Below are 19,879 nucleotides of genomic sequence, written 5' to 3'. Positions count from 1 at the left end.
CGGCACCCCGACCAACTCGTTCGTGGCCTATGACGACGCATCGAAGGATTCGGTCACGCTGGGCGGTTCGAACGGCACGCAAATCCACAACGTCGCGGCAGGAACGGCGGACCAGGACGCGGTGAATCTCGACCAGTTGACGAAGGCTGGTTTGAAGGTCGGCAGCGACGGCACCCCGACCAACTCGTTCGTGGCCTATGACGACGCATCGAAGGATTCGGTCACGCTGGGCGGTTCGAACGGCACGCAAATCCACAACGTCGCGGCGGGAACGGCGGACCAGGACGCGGTGAATCTCGACCAGTTGACGAAGGCTGGTTTGAAGGTCGACAGCACCGGCACCCCGACCAACTCGTTCGTGGCCTATGACGATCTGTCGAAGGGTTCGGTCACGCTGGGTGGCATTGGTGCGACCAAGACGGTGGTACTCACGAACGTGGCGCCGGGTGCGCTCACGCCCACGAGCACGGACGCGGTCAACGGCTCGCAGTTGTACAACACGGTCGCTTCGACGGCGGCGGCTCTCGGTGGCGGGTCCGTGCCCAAACCCGACGGCACGGTAGGCGAGCCGACATACACGGTAGCGGGCGCGGACTATCACGACGTCGGCAGCGCGATCGATGCAACGTCGAAGCAAGTCGCAAGCGCGTTGAAGTACGTGAAGTTCGGTGCAACCGACGCACTAGACGCTGCTGCCACGGGTACGGACGCGGTGGCGATCGGTGGCTACGCGACCTCGAACGGAGCACACGCCCTGGCGATCGGCTCTAACTCGGTTGCTTCGGGATCTGGCACGGTCGCCATTGGTTACGGATCGGTGGCCTTCGAGGAAAATACGGTGTCGTTTGGTAGCGTCGCTACCCAGCGTCGGCTGACGAACGTTGCCGCAGGCACGGGCGAAACCGACGCGGTGAACCTCGGTCAGGTCGAAACGTTGATCGCGGATGCAGCGAAGACGACGACTACCAAAATGGCAAGCCTTTCGCTCGCCGCGCCGAGCACTCGGTCGTTCGCAAATCCGTCGTCGCTTGCGCCGGAAGAGTTGCTTTCTTCGGGACCGACTGACAAGGCAGGCCAGATCGAAGCAATCGGCACCGACGCGATTGCAATTGGCTTGAACGTCCATGCGATCAACAACCAGACAGTGGCGATCGGCACGAACGTAAGCGCGGCCGGTATCGGCTCGGTGGCAATCGGTAACTCGGCGGTGACGACCGGCGTCAATGCGACGGCAATCGGCGTCAACGCAATAGCGAGCGCAGGTAATGCCCCGCTGGCAATCGGCTATCAGGCTCAGTCGGGATCGGACAACAGTCTTGTCATCGGTAACAAGTCGTTCATCGGCGATGGCCCGACGATGAAGGCGTCTAACTCGATCTCTTTGGGTAATAGCAACACCATCTTGAACACGAACTCGGTGGCGGTGGGTAACGCCAACACGGTTACGGGTGCAGGTTCTTTCGTTCTTGGCAACAATACGAAGGTTGCGGGCACCAATAGCGTGATCCTCGGCGCAGGCAGCGATGGCTCGCAAAGCAACGTGATCTCAGTTGGCGCGGCTGGTGCAGAGCGCAAGATCGTGAACGTGGCGACGGGTGTTGCGGATACCGACGCGGTCAACGTCAAGCAGTTGAATGACAAGGTGGCAGGCCTTAGCGGGGGAGGCTCGAGCCTCGTCACCCAGGCTGGTCCGGACGAAGACGTTCTGGTCGCTTCCGCGACGGGCGGTACGCATGTGAACTTCGCCGGCACCTCGGGTCCGCGTGAACTGACCGGCGTCGCCAACGGTACCGGGGACACCTCGGCCGCCACGGTGGGTCAGTTGAAGCCGGCTGTGGCCGCTCTCGGCGGTGGCGCGGGCGTTGCGGCAGACGGCTCTGTAACGGGTCCGACGTATCACGTTCAAGGTGGCACTCAGAACACCGTCGGCACGGCACTGGATGCACTCGACGGCGGGTTGAACTCGCTGAAAGACCAGATTGACGGCGCAGGCCTCGGTCTGGTGGCTCAGGACCCGAAGACGAAGGACATCACGGTCGGCAAGGACACGGATGGTTCGCTGGTGAACGTTGCAGGTAAGGACGGGAACCGGAAAGTCTCCGGTGTGGCGAATGGAGCGGTGAGCCAGGCGAGCGTTGACGCGATCAACGGTTCGCAACTGTTCGGTACGGCGCAGAGCATTGCATCGGCATTCGGTGGCGGCTCGATGGTCAATCCGGACGGCACCCTTAAGCAACCGACGTTCCAAGTGGGTGGAACGAGCTACCACAACGTAGGCGAGGCACTGACGAACCTGGACGGACGCACGGCGCAAAACACCGGCGATATCACCAACATCAAGAACGAGTTGGCGAACATCGGTGGTGGTCAGTCGAATCCGAATGCGATCTCTTACGATTCGTCGGCGCACGACAAGGCGACGTTGGGCTCGGAAGGCAACACGGCCCTCGTGACCAATCTGACGGACGCTACGCTTTCGGCCACCAGCACCGATGCAGTGACCGGTAAGCAGTTGTTCGCGACCAATCAGGAAGTGGCTTCGCTTGGTGATGCGCTTAAAAACATCTCCACGGCGGGCCTCGGTGGTATCGCCATGGGGCCGACTGACAGCGGTCTGAGTCCGGTGGCGACTGCGGCGGGCCCCAACAGCATTGCAATCGGTGACGGCGCAAATGCTTCCGGCTCGGGCGGTGTCGCGATGGGTACCAATTCGGTCGCGGGTGGGAAGGACACACTCGCACTCGGAAACGGTGCTCAAGCTTCGAGCGATAACTCCGTTGCGTTGGGTGCTCACTCGGTCGCGGATCAGCCGAACACGGTTTCGGTTGGTTCGGAAGGAAACGAGCGTCGCGTGACGAACGTGGCGCCTGGTATCAACGGCACGGACGCGGTCAACATGAACCAGTTGGGTCAGGTTCAGTCGGGTCTGAATGACGTTGCTCGCAAGTCCTACGGCGGTATCGCGGCAGCCACGGCGCTGACGATGATTCCGGACGTCGACGCGAACAAGACGTTGTCGGTCGGTATCGGCGGCGGTACATATCGCGGCTATGCGGCAACGGCTATCGGTGGCACGGCACGTATCACGCAGAACCTGAAGGTTCGCGTTGGTGCGGGCTGGAGTTCCGGCGGCACGACGGTCGGCGCTGGCGCGTCGTACCAGTGGTAAGCCGATAGGCGCCGGTCCAGACTAGCGGACGACTCGCGAGGGTCAGCCGCGACGGCTGGATTGGATAGCAAATCGGTCGATCAAACGAAGCGGGCTCTTCTTCCTGAAGAGCCCGCTTTTTTTACTTGCGCAGACTGACGCGACTGGCAAATCAATCGGTGCATCGCGCGAAGTGCTGAGCGTTTCCAAGCCGGGAGATACCAGCGAATAAGACAACGCAGCGTAGTCACTCCGGCAAGGAATTCCCAGCCACGGTGGACGGGCTAAGGCAACATCGACTCATGCTCCGCTGCCGCGAGCCGCGCCCGGCAATTGGGTAGCTGCAACGCAAGGACAAGTGGGATAAGTGACCTACGTCTACATGCAAGGCGAATCGGAAAGACGAGGCGGCTGACGCGTCATTCCAGCGGGACCGCATTTGCGATGTCTGGATCAGTCGACTTCCGTTACACGTTTTTTCGCAGGCCCACCCACTCTGGCGTGCGCACTTTGCCCCCCCACCCGCCGCTTCTCCAACACGTCCTTCGCCTGCGCGAGCTTCTCCACTAGTTGCGGTCCGCGCGCCAGCGCGACCCCCACCGCCAGAATGTCGCCGATCGCGAGATGCGAGACGCGCGACGTCATCGGCGAAAAAATATCCGTGTCTTCGTCGACGTTGGCAAACAAACCCACGCTCGCCATGCGCGCGAGCGGCGAATTGCCGTGCGTGATCGCGACGACCTTCCCGCCGCCCGCGAGCGCCGACTTGCACGCGTCGAGAATGTCCTTCGTGCGCCCCGTGTTCGAAATCGCGACGACCACATCGCCCGCGCCGAGCAGCGCCGCCGATGTCGTGTACGTGTGAGGATCGGAATAGGCCACCGACGGCACGCCGAGCCGGAAGAACTTGTGCTGCACGTCGAGCGCGGCGATGCCCGACCCGCCCGCGCCGTAGAACTCGATGCGCCGCGCGTCGGCGAGCAGCGCGATCGCCGCGGCGACGCTATCCGTCGACAAGCTGTTGCGTACCTGGATCAGCGCGCCGATCGTCCGGTCGAGCACCTTCGCGGCCACGCCGGATACGGGCTCGTCGGTTCGCACGTCGCGATAGACCGTGGGCACGTCTCCTGCGACGCTTTGCGCCAGCCGGATCTTGAATTCGCGAAAACCGGAAAAGCCGAGCGCCCGGCAAAAGCGCGCGATGGTCGGCTGGCTCACGCCGACGCGCGCGGCAAAGTCGGTCATCGCGAGATCGAGCACTTCGCGCGGCGCTTCCAGGACGTAGTCGGCGAGCTTGCGCTCGGACGGCCGCAATTGTTCGCGCATTGTTTCGACTTGGGACAGCAACATCGGGAATCTCGCCTATGCTGGAAATTGCGTGGACTATACTCGATGAACGATCATGTACAAATACTACATAAAACCGTCGTGCGCAGATCAGGGATTTCCCTGATCCGTATATGTAGTAAGCCTTGGTGGTCTAAGCGTTTGTTTAACGGAACGCGATAAAAGCCCGTTGCAGGCGTGTAGTTTTTCTACTAACATCGGGTCACTCGGCAAGGAGACGCATCGAACCAGAACTGCCGATCCCTGCGACATTCAACCCAAGCACCTCGGCGGCGTCTTCACGCGGAACGAGGCGAAGGAGTTTCGATGGTTTCCCCGCATCCGCAATTGAAGAAGGTCACCGACCGCGTGACCGAACGCAGCAAGCCGACGCGCGCGGCGTATCTCGCGCGCATCGCAGCCGCGCACGGCCAGTTCCCGGCGCGCGGCGCGCTGTCATGTGCCAACCTCGCGCACGGCTTTGCCGGCCTCGAAGGCCAGGAAAAGATTGCGATCAAGTCGGTGCGCGAGCCGAACATCGGCATCGTTTCGTCGTACAACGAGATGCTCTCGGCACACGCGCCGTACAAGAGCTTCCCCGACATCATCAAGCAGGCCGCGCGCGAGAGCGGCGGCATCGCGCAGTTCGCGGGCGGCGTGCCGGCGATGTGCGACGGCATCACGCAGGGCAACGCGGGCATGGAACTGTCGCTGTTCTCGCGCGAAGTGATCGCGATGAGCACGGCAGTCGCGCTCACGCACAACATGTTCGATGCGGCGCTGTGCCTCGGCATCTGCGACAAGATCGTGCCGGGCCTCTTGATCGGCGCGTTGCAGTTCGGCCATCTGCCGACCATCTTCGTGCCGGCCGGCCCGATGACGAGCGGTCTCACCAACGACGAAAAGGCGAAGGTCCGTCAGCAGTTCGCGACCGGCGCATGCGATCGCGGCGCGCTGCTCGAAGCGGAATCGGCGGCGTATCACAGCCACGGCACCTGCACGTTCTACGGCACGGCGAACAGCAACCAGATGCTGATGGAAGTCATGGGCCTGCATCTGCCGAGTTCGGCGTTCGTTCATCCGCACACGCCGCTGCGCGATGCGCTCACCGCGCAAGCCGCGAAGCGCGTGCTCGAACTCACGGCCGAGCGCGGCGACTACACGCCGATCGGCCACGTCGTCGACGAAAAGTCGATCGTGAACGGCATCGTCGCGCTGCTCGCGACGGGCGGCTCGACCAACCACACGCTGCATCTGGTGGCGATCGCGCGCGCGGCGGGCATCGTGATCGACTGGAACGATTTCGACGAACTCTCGGCCAACGTGCCGCTGCTCGCCAAGATCTACCCGAACGGCAAGGCCGACGTGAATCATTTCCACGCGGCGGGCGGCGTCGCGTTCCTCGTGCGCAATCTGCTCGAGGCGGGTCTGCTGCACGAAGACGTGAAGACCGTCGCCGGTCCCGGGCTCACGCACTACACGAAGGAGCCGAAGCTCATCGACGGCAAGCTGCAATGGGTCGACGGCGCGCCGGAAAGCCATGACACGAAGGTGTTGCGCGGCATCGAAGAGCCGTTCGCGCCCGATGGCGGCCTGCGTCTGATGCAGGGCAAGCTCGGCCGGGGCGTGATCAAGATTTCGGCGGTGGCGCCGGAGCATCGCGTGGTGAAGGCGCCGGCGATCGTCTTCAATTCGCAGGAAGAAGTGCAGGAAGCGTTCGACAAGGGCGAGTTGAAGCGCGATTTCGTCGCGATCGTGCGCTTTCAGGGCGCGCGGGCGAACGGCATGCCGGAGTTGCATCGATTGACGCCGCTTCTCGGCGTGTTGCAGGATCAGGGCTTTCATGTCGCGCTCGTCACCGACGGCCGCATGTCGGGCGCGTCGGGCAAGGTGCCGGCGGTGATTCACGTGTCGCCGGAAGCGCTGCTGCAAGGTCCGCTCGGCAAGGTGCGCACGGGCGATACCATCGTGATCGATGCACAGGCCGGCGTGCTCGACATCGACATCGACTCGAAGCAATGGGCCGCGCGTGAAGTCGAAGCGCCGCGTCATCAGGCGGAAAACGAAGTCGGCTTCGGCCGCGAACTCTTTGGTGTGTTCCGCAGCGCGGCATTGCCGGCGGAGCTGGGCGCCTCGGTGTTCGGTCCGATGGTGGGCGAGACTGAAGCGACGCGCGCCATGCATCGGACGACGCAGGCAACGCACGTTTCGCATGCGACGCATTGAGCGCCGGGCAGGAATCTGAGAGACAAACTCGCGGACAGAACAACACACGCCGCACAAGACAGGAGTTGCATCACATGAAAACAGTCAGCGAAATCGTCCGTCTGGGCCCGGTGATTCCGGTCCTCGCCTTCGATTCGGTCGAGCAGGGTGAGCACGTGTCGCGCGCGTTGCACGCGGGCGGCGTAAAAGTGCTCGAAATCACGCTGCGCACGGCGGCGGGCATCGGCGCGATCGAGCGCGCGAGCCAGCTTGCGGACGACATCGTCGTCGGTGTCGGCACGATCACGAAGCCCGAGCACTGCGCGCAGGCGAAGAAGGCGGGCGCGCAGTTCGGCGTGTCGCCGGGACTCACGAAGGACATGCATCAGGCCGCGCAGGACGCCGGCTTGCCGCTTCTGCCCGGCGTGATGACGCCGAGCGACATCATCCAGGCGCTCGAACTCGGCTACGAAATCGTCAAGTTCTTCCCGGCGCAGCAGGCCGGCGGCATTCCGATGCTGCAGGCGTTCTACGGCCCGTTCCCGACCCTCAAGTTCTGTCCGACGGGCGGCATCACCGCCGAAACCGCGACGAATTTCCTTGCGCAGCCGAACGTCGTGTGCGTCGGCGGATCGTGGCTGACGCCGAAAGCGGCGCTCGCGGCGCAAAACTGGGAGGAAGTCACGCGGCTCGCGCGAGCGGCGAGCGCGCTGGCCGCACCGGCCTGACCGCCTGTCGCTGGCGCGCGAGCGTCCGGCGACCCGCGAAAGCCTCTGCGACCACAGCGTCACGGAGGCTTTTTTTGTATTTATAGGAGCTTTCGGATTGATGTTTTGATGGTGCAAGGACGCTGCAAATCGAAGGCAACACGTAAAATCCGGATCCTCGGCGCCGCGTGTGCGCTTGCCGGACGCCGCTGATTCAAAGCGACGGCAAACGCACCCGTAGCGATAATGTCAACAAAACCAAAGGAGGCGCTTCATGGAAGCCGTCCACGGCAGCATGCTGCTCGTCTACGCGGTCATCGCGATCGCAGTGCTGATCCTGATGATCACGCGCTACAAGATCTACCCGTTCCTCGTTCTTCTGATCGTTTCGCTGTTGCTGGGCCTCGCCGTCGGCATGCCGATGGACAAGATCGTGAAGGCGTTCGAAACCGGCAACGGCAACACGCTCGGCCACATCGCGGTGGTGGTCGGCCTCGGCACGATGCTCGGCAAGATGATGGCCGAATCGGGCGGAGCGGAGCGCATCGCGAACACGCTCATCCACCTGTTCGGCGAAAAGAACATCCACTGGGCGATGATGTTCGTCGCGATCATCGTCGGCTTGCCGGTGTTCTTCGAAGTCGGCTTCGTGCTGCTGATTCCGATCGCGTTCAACGTCGCGAAGCGCACGGGCAAATCGCTCCTGCTGATCGGCCTGCCGATGGTCGCGGGTCTGTCGGTCGTGCACGGCCTGATTCCGCCGCACCCGGCCGCGCTGCTCGCCGTGCAGGCGTATCACGCCGACATCGGAAAGACGATCGCCTACGGACTGATCGTCGGCGTGCCGACGGCCATCGTCGCTGGTCCGCTCTTCGCGCTCCTGATCCACAAGTACATCAAGCTGCCGGAGAACAATCCGCTCGCGGCGCAGTTCGTCGAGCAGCATACCGAAGGCCAGAAGCGCGAGCTGCCGGGCTTCGGCGTCACGCTTTTCACGATCCTGCTGCCGGTGATCCTGATGCTGGTCGGAAGCTGGGCCGACCTCGTCTTCACGCCGAAGACGTTGCCGAACGACTTGCTGCGCTTCGTCGGACAGTCGGACATCGCGCTTTTGATCGCCGTGCTCGTCAGCTTCTACACGTTCGGCGCGGCGCGCGGCTTCAATCGCGAGCAGATCCAGAAGTTTTGCGGCGATTGTCTCGCCCCGATCGCGGGCATTACGCTGATCGTCGGCGCGGGCGGCGGCTTCGGCAACATCCTGCGCGAAAGCGGTATTTCGCAGCAAATCGTCGCGTCGGCTTCGCAGGCGAACTTGTCGCCGCTGTTGCTCGGCTGGTTCGTCGCCGCGCTGATTCGTCTGGCGACAGGCTCGGCCACGGTCGCGATGACAACCGCGTGCGGCATCGTCGCGCCGATCGCGGCGGCAGCGGGCGGCGGCACGAAACCGGAGTTGCTGGTGCTCGCGACGGGCGCCGGCTCGCTGATCTTCTCGCATGTGAACGATGGCGGCTTCTGGCTGATCAAAGAATATTTCGGGATGACGGTGGGCCAGACGTTCAAGACCTGGTCGTTGTGCGAGACGATCATCTCGATTCTGGGTTTGGGGCTGACCTTCGCGCTTGCGGCGGTTTTGTAAGGAACAGATGGGGATCGGAGTGAGGCGATGAAGTCCCTCACTCTTTTCAGGAGGATTCGATGATATTCATCGCAATGGGCGTCTCGGGTTGCGGCAAAACGCGGATTGGCGAGCTGCTGGCGGAGCGGCTCGACTGCCCCTTCACCGACGGCGACGCGTTTCACAGCGAAGCGAACAAGGAGAAGATGCACAAGGGCATCCCGCTGACGGACGACGACCGCTGGCCGTGGCTCCGGACGATCCGCGCGGCGATCGAGGAGAAGCAGCGCGCGGGCGAGACGGCGGTATTCACGTGCTCGTCGCTCAAGCGCTCTTACCGCGACATCCTGCGCGACGGCGACCGCGACGTGACCTTCGTCTATCTGCACGGCACGGTCGAATTGCTGCGCGAGCGGCTCGGCGAGCGCAAAGGCCACTTCTTTGATCCGTCGCTGTTGCAAAGCCAGCTCGATACGCTGGAGCCGCCGGGCGCGGACGAGGCGATCGAAGCCGATATCGCGATGACGCCGGATCAGATCGTCGAGAAGGTGCTGAAGGAAGTGAAGGAGCGCTGAAGGCGCTTGAGGCATAAAAAAAGGGCGTCCCGTGTCGCGGGACGCCCTTTTTTGTAGCGACGAATTTCGTTACTTGATCCGCTTCGCCAGTTCCACCGCCTTGCCGATATACGAACCCGGCGTCATCTCGAGCAGCAGCTTCTTCGCGTCGTCAGGAATGGCGAGGCCGTTGATGAACGCCTGCAGGCCCTCGCGCGTGATGCCCTTGCCGCGCGTCAGTTCCTTCAACTGCTCATACGGATTCTCGATGCCAAAGCGCCGCATCACCGTCTGCACCGGCTCGGCGAGCACTTCCCACGTGTTGTCGAGGTCTTCGTTCAGACGCGCCGCGTTCACTTCGAGCTTGTCCAGCCCGCGGATCAGCGAGTCGTAGGACAGCAGCGAATACCCGAACGCCACGCCGATGTTGCGCAGCACGGTCGAATCGGTGAGGTCACGCTGCCAGCGCGAGATCGGCAGTTTGTCGGCGAGATGGCGCAGCGTCGCGTTCGCGAGGCCCAGATTGCCCTCCGAGTTCTCGAAGTCGATCGGATTGACCTTGTGCGGCATAGTCGACGAACCGATTTATACTGACTTCGTCTTCTTCTTGAAATAGCCGACCGAAATGTAGCCCCACACGTCGCGGTCGAGGTCGAGCAGGATCGTGTTCGCGCGTGCGATGGCGTCGAAGAGTTCGGCCATGTAATCGTGCGGTTCGATCTGGATCGTGTACGGGTTGAAGGTGAGCTTCAGCCGCTCTTCGACGACTTCCTTCGAAAACGCTTCCCAGTCGAATTCCGGATACGCCGACAAATGCGCGTTGTAGTTGCCGACCGCGCCGTTCATCTTGCCGAGGAGCGGCACGGCGGCGATGCGCTCGATCGCGCGCGACAGACGCGCCGCGACGTTGGCGATTTCCTTGCCGAGCGTCGTCGGGCTGGCGGGCTGGCCGTGCGTGCGCGAAAGCATCGGCTGGGCGGCGTGTTCGTGCGCGAGCCTGACGAGCCGCTCGTGCACCGAGCGCAGCGCGGGCAGGATCACGTGCTCGCGGGCGCCGGCGATCATCAGCCCGTGCGACGTGTTGTTGATATCCTCCGACGTGCACGCGAAGTGGATGAATTCGCTCGCACGCTCCAGCTCGGGCTGTCCCTTCACCGATTCCTTCAGCCAGTATTCGACCGCCTTCACGTCGTGATTCGTCACGCGTTCGATGTCCTTGATGCGCGCGGCGTCGTGCGCGGTGAAGCGCTCGACGAGTTGCAGCAGGAATTGCTCGGACGCTTCGGAAAAGCGCGGCACTTCGGCGAAACCGGCGCGCGAGAGCGCGATCAGCCAGTGAATTTCGACGGTCACGCGATGGCGCATGAACGCGGCTTCGGAGAGCCATTCGCGCAGGGCTTCGGTCTTGGCGGCGTAGCGGCCATCGAGCGGCGACAGCGCGGTGAGCGCGAAGAGGGTATCGGGACGGGTATCGGACATGGTGGCAGCCGCGCTCGGAGGCGGGATTGGGACGGGAGAACCGGGGATTTTACCATCGGAGCCGGATCGACCCGGACGCGCACGGAGGCGCGCCTGCGCTTAGCGCGCGGCCGGGCGTTCCCGCAGCGCGAGATTGAGCGCGCTCAGTTGTGCGGGCGTGCCGACGTTCTCCCAGCGGCCTTCGTACAGCTCGCCGCTCGCGCGTCCCGCCGCGATGGTTTCGCGATAGTACGGCGTCAGGGCGCGCCGCGTGCCGGGCGCGAGGTCGCGGAACATGCGCGTGTCATATAAGCCGATGTTGCCGAACGTGAAGCGCGGCGCGCCTTCGAGCGACAGCGTGCCGTCCTTCAGCGCGAAGTCGCCTTTGGCGTGAAAGGGCGGATTCGGCACCATCACGAGATGCATGCCGGGTTGCGCCGACGAAGCGAGCCGCGCCGCATGCGCGCCGAGCGAGCCATAGTCGAAATCGCAGAACACGTCGCCGCTGACGGCCACGAACACGTCCGGTTCGCCGCGCGTTTCGATCAGCGGCAGCGCCTGCGCGATCCCGCCGGCCGTTTCGAGCGCCTCGGTTTCCGCCGAGAAACGCAGTTGCACGCCCCAGCGCGAACCGTCGCCGAGCGCGGCCTCGATCTGCGCGCCGAGCCACGCATGATTGATCACGATCGTTTCGATGCCCGCCGCCGCCAGCCGCGCGATCTGCCAGACGATCAGCGGCTTGCCGCCGGCTTCGAGCAGCGGCTTCGGACAGGTATCGGTGAGCGGACGCATGCGCTCGCCGCGTCCGGCGGCGAAGATCATCGCCCGCTTGAGGGAAGACGTCATGCGGCGCGCTCAGAAGGTATAGCCGACATCGTCGGCGCGGCCTTCGAACGTATCGAGAAGACGCGCGAACGGACGCAGCGGCCCGTAGCGCTCGGCCACCTTGCGCGCGTAGCCGATGAATCGCGGCAGATCCGCAAGATAGACCGGCTTGCCGTCGCGGTAATTGATGCGGCAAAAGAGACCCAGCACCTTGATGTGGCGCTGCAAGCCCGTCCATTCCACCTGCCGGTAGAACTCGCCGAAATCGGGATCGACGGGCAGGCCGGCCTTCTTCGCGCGTTCCCAGTAATAGGCGATGCAGTCGAGCTGGAACTCTTCGTCCCAACTGATGAAGGCGTCGCGCAGCAGCGACGCCAGATCGTAAGTAATCGGCCCGTAGACCGCATCCTGGAAGTCGAGCAGGCCGGGATTTGGCTCGCTCACCATCAGGTTGCGCGGCATGAAGTCGCGCAGCATGAAGGCCTGCGGCTGCGCGAGCGCGCTCTGCACGAGCAGCGTAAAAGTGTTGTCGAGCACCTTGCGATCGGTTTCGGCGAGCGCACGCCCGAGATGCCGGCCGATGAACCACTCCGGCATCAGTTCCATCTCGCGGCGCAGGAACGCTTCGTCGAAGGGCGGCAGCACGCCTTCGCGCGAAGTCGACTGGAAGCGGATCAGCGCGTCGAGCGCGGCGCGCATGAGCCCGCGCGCGTTTTTCTCGTCGAGCACGGAGAGATAGGTCGTCGTGCCGAGATCGCTCACGAGCATGAAGCCGGCGTCGAAATCGGTTTCGAAGATGGCCGGAACATGCACGCCGGCCTCGGCCAGCAAACCGGCGACCTGGACGAATTCCCGGCATTTCTCGGGCGGCGGGGCGTCAACGGCGATCAGCGTTTTGCCGTGTTCGTCGGCGCAGGCAATGCGGAAATAGCGGCGAAAACTGGCATCGGTCGACGCCGGCGCGAGGCTCGGAAGATCCAGCCGATAGCGTTCGGCGAACGATTCGAGCCAGGCGTAAAGCTGTGTAAGGCGGGCGTCGGTGGGAATGTGCGTCATAAATTCGAAGGGCAAAACATCTTGCCATATAATACCCCACGACTTTTTTAAGCGATCCGTTTTCGCCCGGCGCCAAGGCCCGAGCAGCGCAGCTTCACTTTCGATCGAGTGTCATCCTTCGTTCGCAACCGCTTTCGCTTGCAGCGTTCTTGCAGCGGGTTCGTCGGATACGACTGCGCGGCTTCCAGTGCAAACTCGGGTGCGAGTTCAAGGCATTGCGTGCTCGCGGACGCATAACGGCATCGAACCGCCACCCATACATGCCGCCACGACAGTTTCCTAAACCGATTACCAAGCGCCAGGCTTTGCCACGCAGACGGCGGCTCGTCGCGGCGCTGCTTGCTGCTCCGGGTCTCATGCCGGCGCTTGCGCACGCGCAACTCGCGGGCGCGGCGGCCGAGCCCCAGCCGCTCGACGGCGCCGGCAACCTGCGCCTCGCGCCGCAGCTGGAAGAGCGGCCGCTGCGTGCGGGCCAGCAGCCGGCCACGTTCCTGCTCGGCGACAAAACCACCGGCACCACCGATGAAGACATGGCTGCCAAGGGTTCGGCGGAAGTGCGCAGGAACGTGTCGGTCATCAAGTCGGATGCGCTGCATTACGACCAGGACACCGACATGGCCGACGCATACGGCAATGTCAGGATCATCAGCAACGGCAATACGTTCGTCGGCCCGGAAGCGCACCTGAAGGTGGAAGCGAACGAAGGCTACATGACGAACCCGAAGTACCGCTTCAACCTGTCGGGCGGTTCGGGCAGCGCCGAGCGCGTCGACATGCTCAACAACGAGCAGGCGCGCGTCGATCACGGCACCTACACGGCGTGCGCGTGCGAGACCGACCCGGCGTGGTACATCAAGGGCACGTCGTTCGATTTCGATACGGGTTCGGAAGAAGGCATCGCGCATAACGGCGTGCTCTTCTTCCAGGGCGTGCCGATCATGGCGAGCCCGTGGCTGTCGTTTCCGCTGACGAGCGAACGGCGCAGCGGTCTCTTGCCGCCGACCTTCTCGCTCAGTTCGACGACCGGCTTCGAAGCGACGATCCCGTATTACTTCAACATCGCGCCGAATCGCGATTTGACCCTGACGCCGCGCCTGATGACCCGCCGCGGCGTGCAGACGGCGGCGACCTACCGTTATCTGTCGCCGACGTACTCGGGCACGATCACGGGCGAGTTCCTGCCGAACGACCGCCAGACGCACACGAACCGCTACGCGATCTACCTGCAGCATCAGCAGAACTTCGGCGGTGGTTTCGGCGGGTACATCAACTACAACAAGGTCTCCGACGATCAATACCCGGAAGACCTGGCGAACGCGTCGAACCAGTTCCTGAACGGCACGCAGTTGCTGTATCAGCAGGAAGCCGGGCTGACGTACAACAACGGACCGTGGTCGGTGCTCGCGCGCGAACAGCGCTGGCAGACGCTGCAGCCTTCCGTTCCGCCATACGCGCGCGAACCGCAGTTGAACGTGCTGTACAACAAGTACAACGTCGGCGGCTTCGACTACGGCGCGGAAGCCGACTACACGCGCTTCACGATCACGCAGGACGGCGCGACCGACGGCCAGCGCGCCGTCTTCAATCCGTACCTGAGCTACAGCGTCAACGCGCCGGGCTATTTCATTACGCCGAAGGTGCAGTGGCACTTCGCGTCGTACGATCTGTCGCATGTCGCGAGCACGGCGCCCGCCGGCCAGCCGAAGAATTTCACCGAATCGATTCCGACCGTCTCGTTTGATACGGGCCTCGTGTTCGACCGCTCGGTGCGGATCTTCGGCCAGGACTACATTCAGACGCTCGAGCCGCGGCTCTACTACGTCTACACGCCGTATCGCAACCAGAACTTCGCGCCGATCTTCGATACCGCCGAAGCCGACTTCGGTCTCGCGGAGATTTATACGCCGAACACGTTCGTCGGCAACGACCGGATCGCCGACGCGAACCGGCTGACCGTTGGTCTCACGACGCGCTTCATCAACCCGGCGACGGGCGACGAGCGCGCGCGCTTCGTCATCGCGCAGCAATACTATTTCCAGAGCCAGCGCGTCACGATCACGCCGGACCAGATTCCCGACCAGGCCAAGCATTCGGACCTGATCGCGGGCGCGGCAATCAAGCTGGGCGCGGGTTTCGCTTCGGAAACGGCGTTCCAATATAATGCGGACAACAACCAGCTCGTGCGATCGAGCGTCGGCTTCTCGTTCAGTCCGGCCGACCGCAAGGTGATCAACGTCGGTTATCGCTACACGCGTCAGAACGAAACCACGCTCGCCAACGAGCCGATCAACCAGATTCTGTTGTCGGTGCAGTGGCCGATCACGCAGCGGCTCTACGGTGTCGGCCGCGTGAATTACGATCTCGCGGGGCACCGGCTCGTCGACGGTCTGGTCGGCTTCCAGTACGATGCCGACTGCTGGCAATTCGGCTTCGGCATGCAGCGCTACGCAAACGGGGTCACGACCACCGGCGAGTCGGCTTCCGGCACGCGCGTGCTTGCCCAGTTGACATTCAAGGGCCTGTCGAACGTCGACAATGGTCTCGTGAACGCATTCCGCTCGAGCGTGCAGGGCTACCAGACGCCGCCGCCCGCGGCCGCGCCGCTCGCGCGGTTCACGAATTACGAGTGACGGAACAATGACCGTGTGGTCGATCGGAAGCGTGACAGCGGGCAAAAACCACCGCAAGACGAGCAGCACACTAGCGGGCAAGACCCGTATTTGATGGAGTATTTGTGGCAAACATGAACATGTTTCGATCGACAACGCTGGCAGCGGGCGCTTTCGCCGCGGCACTGATCCTGAGTTCCCCCGCCGGCGCGCAGGCCTTGTCGAAGGGCAACGTGCAACTCGCCGATTCGGTCGTCGCGGTCGTCAACAGCGACGTCATCACGCAACGCGAACTGCTCGACCGCGTCGGGCTCATCACGCGGCGTCTGCAGCAGCAGAACGCGCCGCTGCCGCCGACGGCGCAGTTGCAGCGTCAGGTGCTCGACCAGATGGTGATCGAGCGCGTCCAGTTGCAGAAGGCGAAGGAAGACGGCATCAACGTCGACGACGCCACGGTGAACCGCACGCTCGAACGTCTCGCGCAGCAGAACCAGATGACGCTCGACGTATACCGCGCGCGCATCGAGGCGCAAGGCGTGCCCTGGTCGACGTTCACGCGCGACGCGCGCACCGAACTCACGCTCTCGAAGCTGCGCGAGAAGGAAGTCGACAGCAAGATCACCGTGTCCGACGCGGAAATCGCGAACTACGTGGCGAGCCAGCGCGGCCCGAACGCGAAGCAGACGAGCGACCTGCATCTGCAGCACATCATGTTCAAGCTGCCGCCGAACGCGTCGCAGACCGACATCGCCGCGGTTCAGGCGAAGGCGGAAGCCGTGCTGAAGGAAGCGCAGTCGGGCGACGATTTCGCGAAACTCGCGAAGCAGAATTCGCAGGACACCGACGCCGCGAAGGGCGGCGATCTCGGCTTTCGCACGCAAGGCTCGCTGCCCGCGGGCGTCGTGACGGCGGTTGCCACGCTGCGTCCGGGCCAGGTCGTGCCGCAACTGATCCGCACGGATGGCGGCTTCGAAATCATCAAGCTTGTCGAGCGCCGCTCGGGACAGGGCACGGCAGCCGACGCGCCGAAGCTCGTGCAGACGCACGTGCGCCACATTCTGCTGCGCGTGTCGGACGGCATGTCGGAGTCGGCGGCGCGGCAGAAGCTGCTCGACATCAAGCGCGACGTGGTCGGCGGCGGCGATTTCGCGAACTTCGCGCGCACGTATTCGCAGGACGGTTCGGCGTCGCAAGGCGGCGATCTCGGCTGGATCAGCCCGGGCGAAACCGTGCCCGAGTTCGAGCGTGCAATGAACAACCTGAAGGACGGCGACGTCAGCGATCCGGTGCGCAGCGAATACGGCTATCACCTGATCCAGGTGCTCGGCCGCCGCGACGCCGAAGGCTCGGCCACGCAGCAGCTCGACATCGCGCGCCAGGCCATCGGCCAGCGCAAGGCCGAGCAGGCGTATTCAGACTGGCTGCGCGAGCTGCGCGATACCGCCTACGTGCAATACAAAGGCATCGCGGTGCAAGCAGACCAGTAACCCGGGACCAGCAACGATGAACGCCGCCTCCGACGCCCGTCCGCTTTCCATCGCGATCACCACCGGCGAGCCCGCCGGAGTCGGTCCCGAATTGACTGCGGCGGCGCTCGGTCAGGCGGCGACACGCTGGCCTTCCGCGCGTTTCACGGTGCTCGGCGACCGCGCGTTGTTGCAGGATCGCGCGGGCTCGCAGGCAGCGCTCGACAGCGCCCAGATCGACATCGAGCATCACGCGCTTGCGGTGCCGTCGCTGGCGGGCAAGCTCGACGCGGCCAACGGACGCTATGTGCTCGGCCTGCTCGACGCCGCGATCGACGGCGCGCTCGCCGGCCGGTTCGACGCGATCGTCACGGCGCCGTTGCAAAAGAGCACGATCAACGACGCCGGTGTTCCGTTCACCGGCCACACCGAATATCTCGCCGAGCGCACGAATACGCCGCGCGTCGTGATGATGCTGGCGGGCACGGGCGAACGGCCGCTGCGCGTCGCGCTCGCGACCACGCATCTGCCGCTCAAGGACGTGTCGGCGGCGCTCACGGCCCGTGGCATCGTCGAGACGCTGTATATCATCGATCACGACTTGCGCGCGCATTTCGGCATCGCCGCGCCGCGCATTCTCGTGACCGGCCTCAATCCCCACGCGGGCGAAAACGGCTATCTGGGCCGCGAGGAAATCGACGTGATCGCGCCCGCGCTGGAACGCGCGCGCGCACTCGGCATCGACGCGCCGGGCCCGTATCCGGCCGACACGCTGTTCCAGCCGCGCTATCTGAAAGACGCGGATTGCGTGCTCGCGATGTTCCACGACCAGGGCCTGCCGGTGCTGAAATTCGCGACGTTCGGCGAAGGCATCAACGTCACGCTCGGGCTGCCGATCATCCGCACGTCGGTCGATCACGGCACCGCGCTCGATCTCGCGGGCACCGGCCGCGCGGACGCCGGCAGCATGATCGCGGCCATCGACACGGCCGTCTCGATGGCGAGCCATCGGCGCGCGGGCTGACCCGTTCGATCCCATCCATCTCGCAGTCCTTAAGCGGTTCTTTCGATGTCCACCAAGCACCAGGGCCATTTCGCGCGCAAGCGCTTCGGGCAAAACTTCCTCGTCGATCAGGGCGTGATCGATTCGATCGTCGATACGATTCGGCCTGCGCGCGGCGAACGCATGGTCGAGATCGGCCCGGGTCTGGCTGCGCTCACGGCGCCGCTGATCGAACGGCTCGCCACGCCCGAGTCGCCGCTGCACGCGGTCGAACTGGACCGCGACCTGATCGCGCGGCTCGGCAAGCGCTTCGGCGACCTGCTCGTGCTGCACGCGGGCGATGCGCTCGATTTCGACTTCGGCGCGCTCGCGCTGGAAGGCGAGAAGCCGTCGCTGCGGATCGTCGGGAACTTGCCGTACAACATTTCGAGTCCGCTGCTGTTTCACCTGACGTCGTTCGCGCCGAAAGTCGTCGATCAGCATTTCATGCTGCAGGACGAAGTCGTCGACCGGATGATCGCTGAACCGGGCACGAAGGATTTCGGCCGGCTGTCGGTGATGCTTCAGTATCGCTATTCGATGGACAAGCTGATCGACGTGCCGCCCGAGTCGTTCCAGCCGCCGCCGAAGGTGAATTCCGCGATCGTGCGGATGATTCCGTTCGCGCCGCACGAGTTGCCGGCCGTCGACGCTCGCGTGCTTGGCGAGGTCGTGCAGGCGGCGTTTTCGCAGCGTCGCAAGATGATGCGCAATACGCTCGCCGCGTATCGCGACACAGTCGATTTCGATGCGCTCGGTTTCGATCTCGCGCGCCGCGCGGAAGAAGTGCCGGTTGCCGAGTATGTGACGCTCGCGCAGGCGGTCGCGAAGACGCGTTGAGCGCCCTTCACGCGTCCTTCACGCGCGCTTGACGGGCGTGTTCACGAGCGCGATCCCGGCCAGCACCATCGCGGCCGCGATCAGGAAACGCAGCGTGAAGTGCTCGCCCAGCAGCACCACGCCGAAGGTCACGCCGAAGATCGGCGTCAGAAACGAAAACACCGACAGTCTCGACGCCATATAGCGCGTCAGCAGCCAGAACCACGTCAGATAGCTGATGAACGCCACGACGATCGCCTGATACGCGAGACTCGCGAGCGCGCGCGGCGTGACCGTCGCGACGTGCGTCTGGTCGAGCGCGAACGCGAGCGCCAGCAGCACGATCGCGGAAACCGCCAGTTGATAGAACAGCGTCTTGCTCGCGCTCGCATGCGCGAGCGAACTCGCGCGCACGACGACCGTCGTCGCTGCCCATAGCAGGCCGCCGAGCACGCCGAGCGCGTCGCCGGCGACGCCGTGCAACGTCGAAGCGCGGTTCGGATCGGCGTGCAGGAAACCGTCCGCGAACGCGAGCGCGATGCCGCAAAACGCGACGGCGATGCCGAGCCACTGGACGCGGCGCATCTTCTCGCCGGCGACGAACCAGTGCAGCCCGAGCGCCGTGAAGCACGGCGCGGTGTAGAGGAAGACGGCCATGCGCGTGGCCGTCGTGAGCGTCAGGCCGAAGAAGATGCAGACGAATTCGCCGCCGAACAGCACGCCCGCGAGCAGGCCGGCGCCGAGCGTATCGTCGCTCGCGAAGAGCGCGGTGCCGCGCGAGCGCGTCCAGAGCCATACGAGCACGGTCGCGATGGCCGATCGGATGCCCGCTTGCAGCATCGGCGGAAAGGACGCGTTCGCTTCCTTGATCGCGACCTGCTGGAAACCCCATGCGGCGCACAGAACCACCATCACGATGACAGCCGTCGCGTCCGGCGCACGTCGCAGGGAAAGGGCAGGGGTGCTCATGTCTCGTCTTGTGAGGCATTCGCGCTCAGGCGAATGCACTGTTATGGAGCGTCGATTTTGCCACCGAACGGCACGCGGCG

General features: G+C 64.1%; 13 protein-coding genes and 1 pseudogene. 9 read left to right on the top strand and 5 right to left on the bottom strand.

Annotated elements, in window-relative coordinates:
• Positions 1–22 precede the first annotated feature (22 nt).
• Complete coding sequence (locus tag QCE48_RS12660; protein WP_309794161.1) at positions 23–3,169, top strand: YadA-like family protein; 3,147 nt, start codon at positions 23–25, stop codon at positions 3,167–3,169.
• Positions 3,170–3,601: 432 nt separating this feature from the next.
• Here QCE48_RS12660 and QCE48_RS12655 read toward each other — a convergent pair whose 3' ends face one another.
• Positions 3,602–4,498 (bottom strand): MurR/RpiR family transcriptional regulator, encoded by an 897-nt coding sequence (locus tag QCE48_RS12655; protein WP_309787453.1) that lies wholly within the window; start codon positions 4,496–4,498, stop codon positions 3,602–3,604.
• Positions 4,499–4,801: 303 nt separating this feature from the next.
• On the opposite strand from QCE48_RS12655, the gene edd reads away from it, so the two are divergent.
• From edd to QCE48_RS12635, 4 genes are all read left to right on the top strand, one after another.
• Entirely contained in the window at positions 4,802–6,700 is a 1,899-nt protein-coding gene (gene edd / locus QCE48_RS12650; RefSeq protein WP_309787454.1) for a phosphogluconate dehydratase, read from the top strand.
• Positions 6,701–6,774: 74 nt separating this feature from the next.
• Positions 6,775–7,407, top strand: coding sequence for a bifunctional 4-hydroxy-2-oxoglutarate aldolase/2-dehydro-3-deoxy-phosphogluconate aldolase (eda, locus tag QCE48_RS12645; protein ID WP_309787455.1), 633 nt, complete (start codon positions 6,775–6,777; stop codon positions 7,405–7,407).
• Positions 7,408–7,660: 253 nt separating this feature from the next.
• On the top strand, positions 7,661–9,022 hold the full coding sequence (locus QCE48_RS12640) for a GntP family permease (protein ID WP_309787456.1): 1,362 nt from the start codon (positions 7,661–7,663) through the stop codon (positions 9,020–9,022).
• Positions 9,023–9,081: 59 nt separating this feature from the next.
• On the top strand, positions 9,082–9,576 hold the full coding sequence (locus QCE48_RS12635) for a gluconokinase (protein WP_309787457.1): 495 nt from the start codon (positions 9,082–9,084) through the stop codon (positions 9,574–9,576).
• Between the two features lie 69 nt (positions 9,577–9,645).
• Here the strand turns inward: QCE48_RS12635 and purB are convergent.
• From purB to QCE48_RS12620, 3 genes and pseudogenes are all read right to left on the bottom strand, one after another.
• A pseudogene (gene purB / locus QCE48_RS12630) lies at positions 9,646–11,034 on the bottom strand (adenylosuccinate lyase).
• Positions 11,035–11,133: 99 nt separating this feature from the next.
• Positions 11,134–11,859 carry an N-acetylmuramate alpha-1-phosphate uridylyltransferase MurU gene (gene murU, locus QCE48_RS12625; protein ID WP_309787459.1) on the bottom strand — a complete coding sequence of 242 codons (726 nt, stop codon included), beginning with the start codon at positions 11,857–11,859 and terminating at the stop codon, positions 11,134–11,136.
• Positions 11,860–11,868: 9 nt separating this feature from the next.
• Positions 11,869–12,894, bottom strand: a complete 1,026-nt coding sequence (locus tag QCE48_RS12620; RefSeq protein ID WP_309787461.1) for a phosphotransferase — start codon at positions 12,892–12,894, stop codon at positions 11,869–11,871.
• A gap of 260 nt (positions 12,895–13,154) precedes the next feature.
• Here QCE48_RS12620 and QCE48_RS12615 point away from each other — a divergent pair, with 260 nt between their 5' ends.
• The 4 genes from QCE48_RS12615 (at position 13,155) to rsmA (ending at position 18,851) form a co-directional block, all read left to right on the top strand.
• Positions 13,155–15,524, top strand: coding sequence for an LPS-assembly protein LptD (locus QCE48_RS12615; protein ID WP_309787462.1), 2,370 nt, complete (start codon positions 13,155–13,157; stop codon positions 15,522–15,524).
• 119 nt (positions 15,525–15,643) lie between these two features.
• Positions 15,644–16,990: a peptidylprolyl isomerase gene (locus QCE48_RS12610; protein WP_309788332.1), complete on the top strand. Its 1,347-nt coding sequence runs from the start codon at positions 15,644–15,646 to the stop codon at positions 16,988–16,990.
• Positions 16,991–17,006: 16 nt separating this feature from the next.
• Positions 17,007–17,993, top strand: a complete 987-nt coding sequence (gene pdxA, locus QCE48_RS12605) for a 4-hydroxythreonine-4-phosphate dehydrogenase PdxA (RefSeq protein ID WP_309787463.1) — start codon at positions 17,007–17,009, stop codon at positions 17,991–17,993.
• A gap of 45 nt (positions 17,994–18,038) precedes the next feature.
• Positions 18,039–18,851: a 16S rRNA (adenine(1518)-N(6)/adenine(1519)-N(6))-dimethyltransferase RsmA gene (gene rsmA / locus QCE48_RS12600; protein WP_309787464.1), complete on the top strand. Its 813-nt coding sequence runs from the start codon at positions 18,039–18,041 to the stop codon at positions 18,849–18,851.
• A gap of 18 nt (positions 18,852–18,869) precedes the next feature.
• On the opposite strand, the gene QCE48_RS12595 is transcribed toward rsmA, so the two are convergent.
• Positions 18,870–19,799: a DMT family transporter gene (locus QCE48_RS12595; RefSeq protein WP_309787465.1), complete on the bottom strand. Its 930-nt coding sequence runs from the start codon at positions 19,797–19,799 to the stop codon at positions 18,870–18,872.
• Positions 19,800–19,879: the final 80 nt, after the last annotated feature.

Origin of the sequence: Caballeronia sp. LZ024 (assembly GCF_031451455.1) — a bacterium.
In the GTDB taxonomy this organism is placed as follows: Bacteria; Pseudomonadota; Gammaproteobacteria; order Burkholderiales; family Burkholderiaceae; genus Caballeronia; species Caballeronia telluris.
The sequence above is the reverse complement of the archived record's forward strand: the minus strand, read 5'-3'. Positions and strand labels throughout refer to the sequence as shown.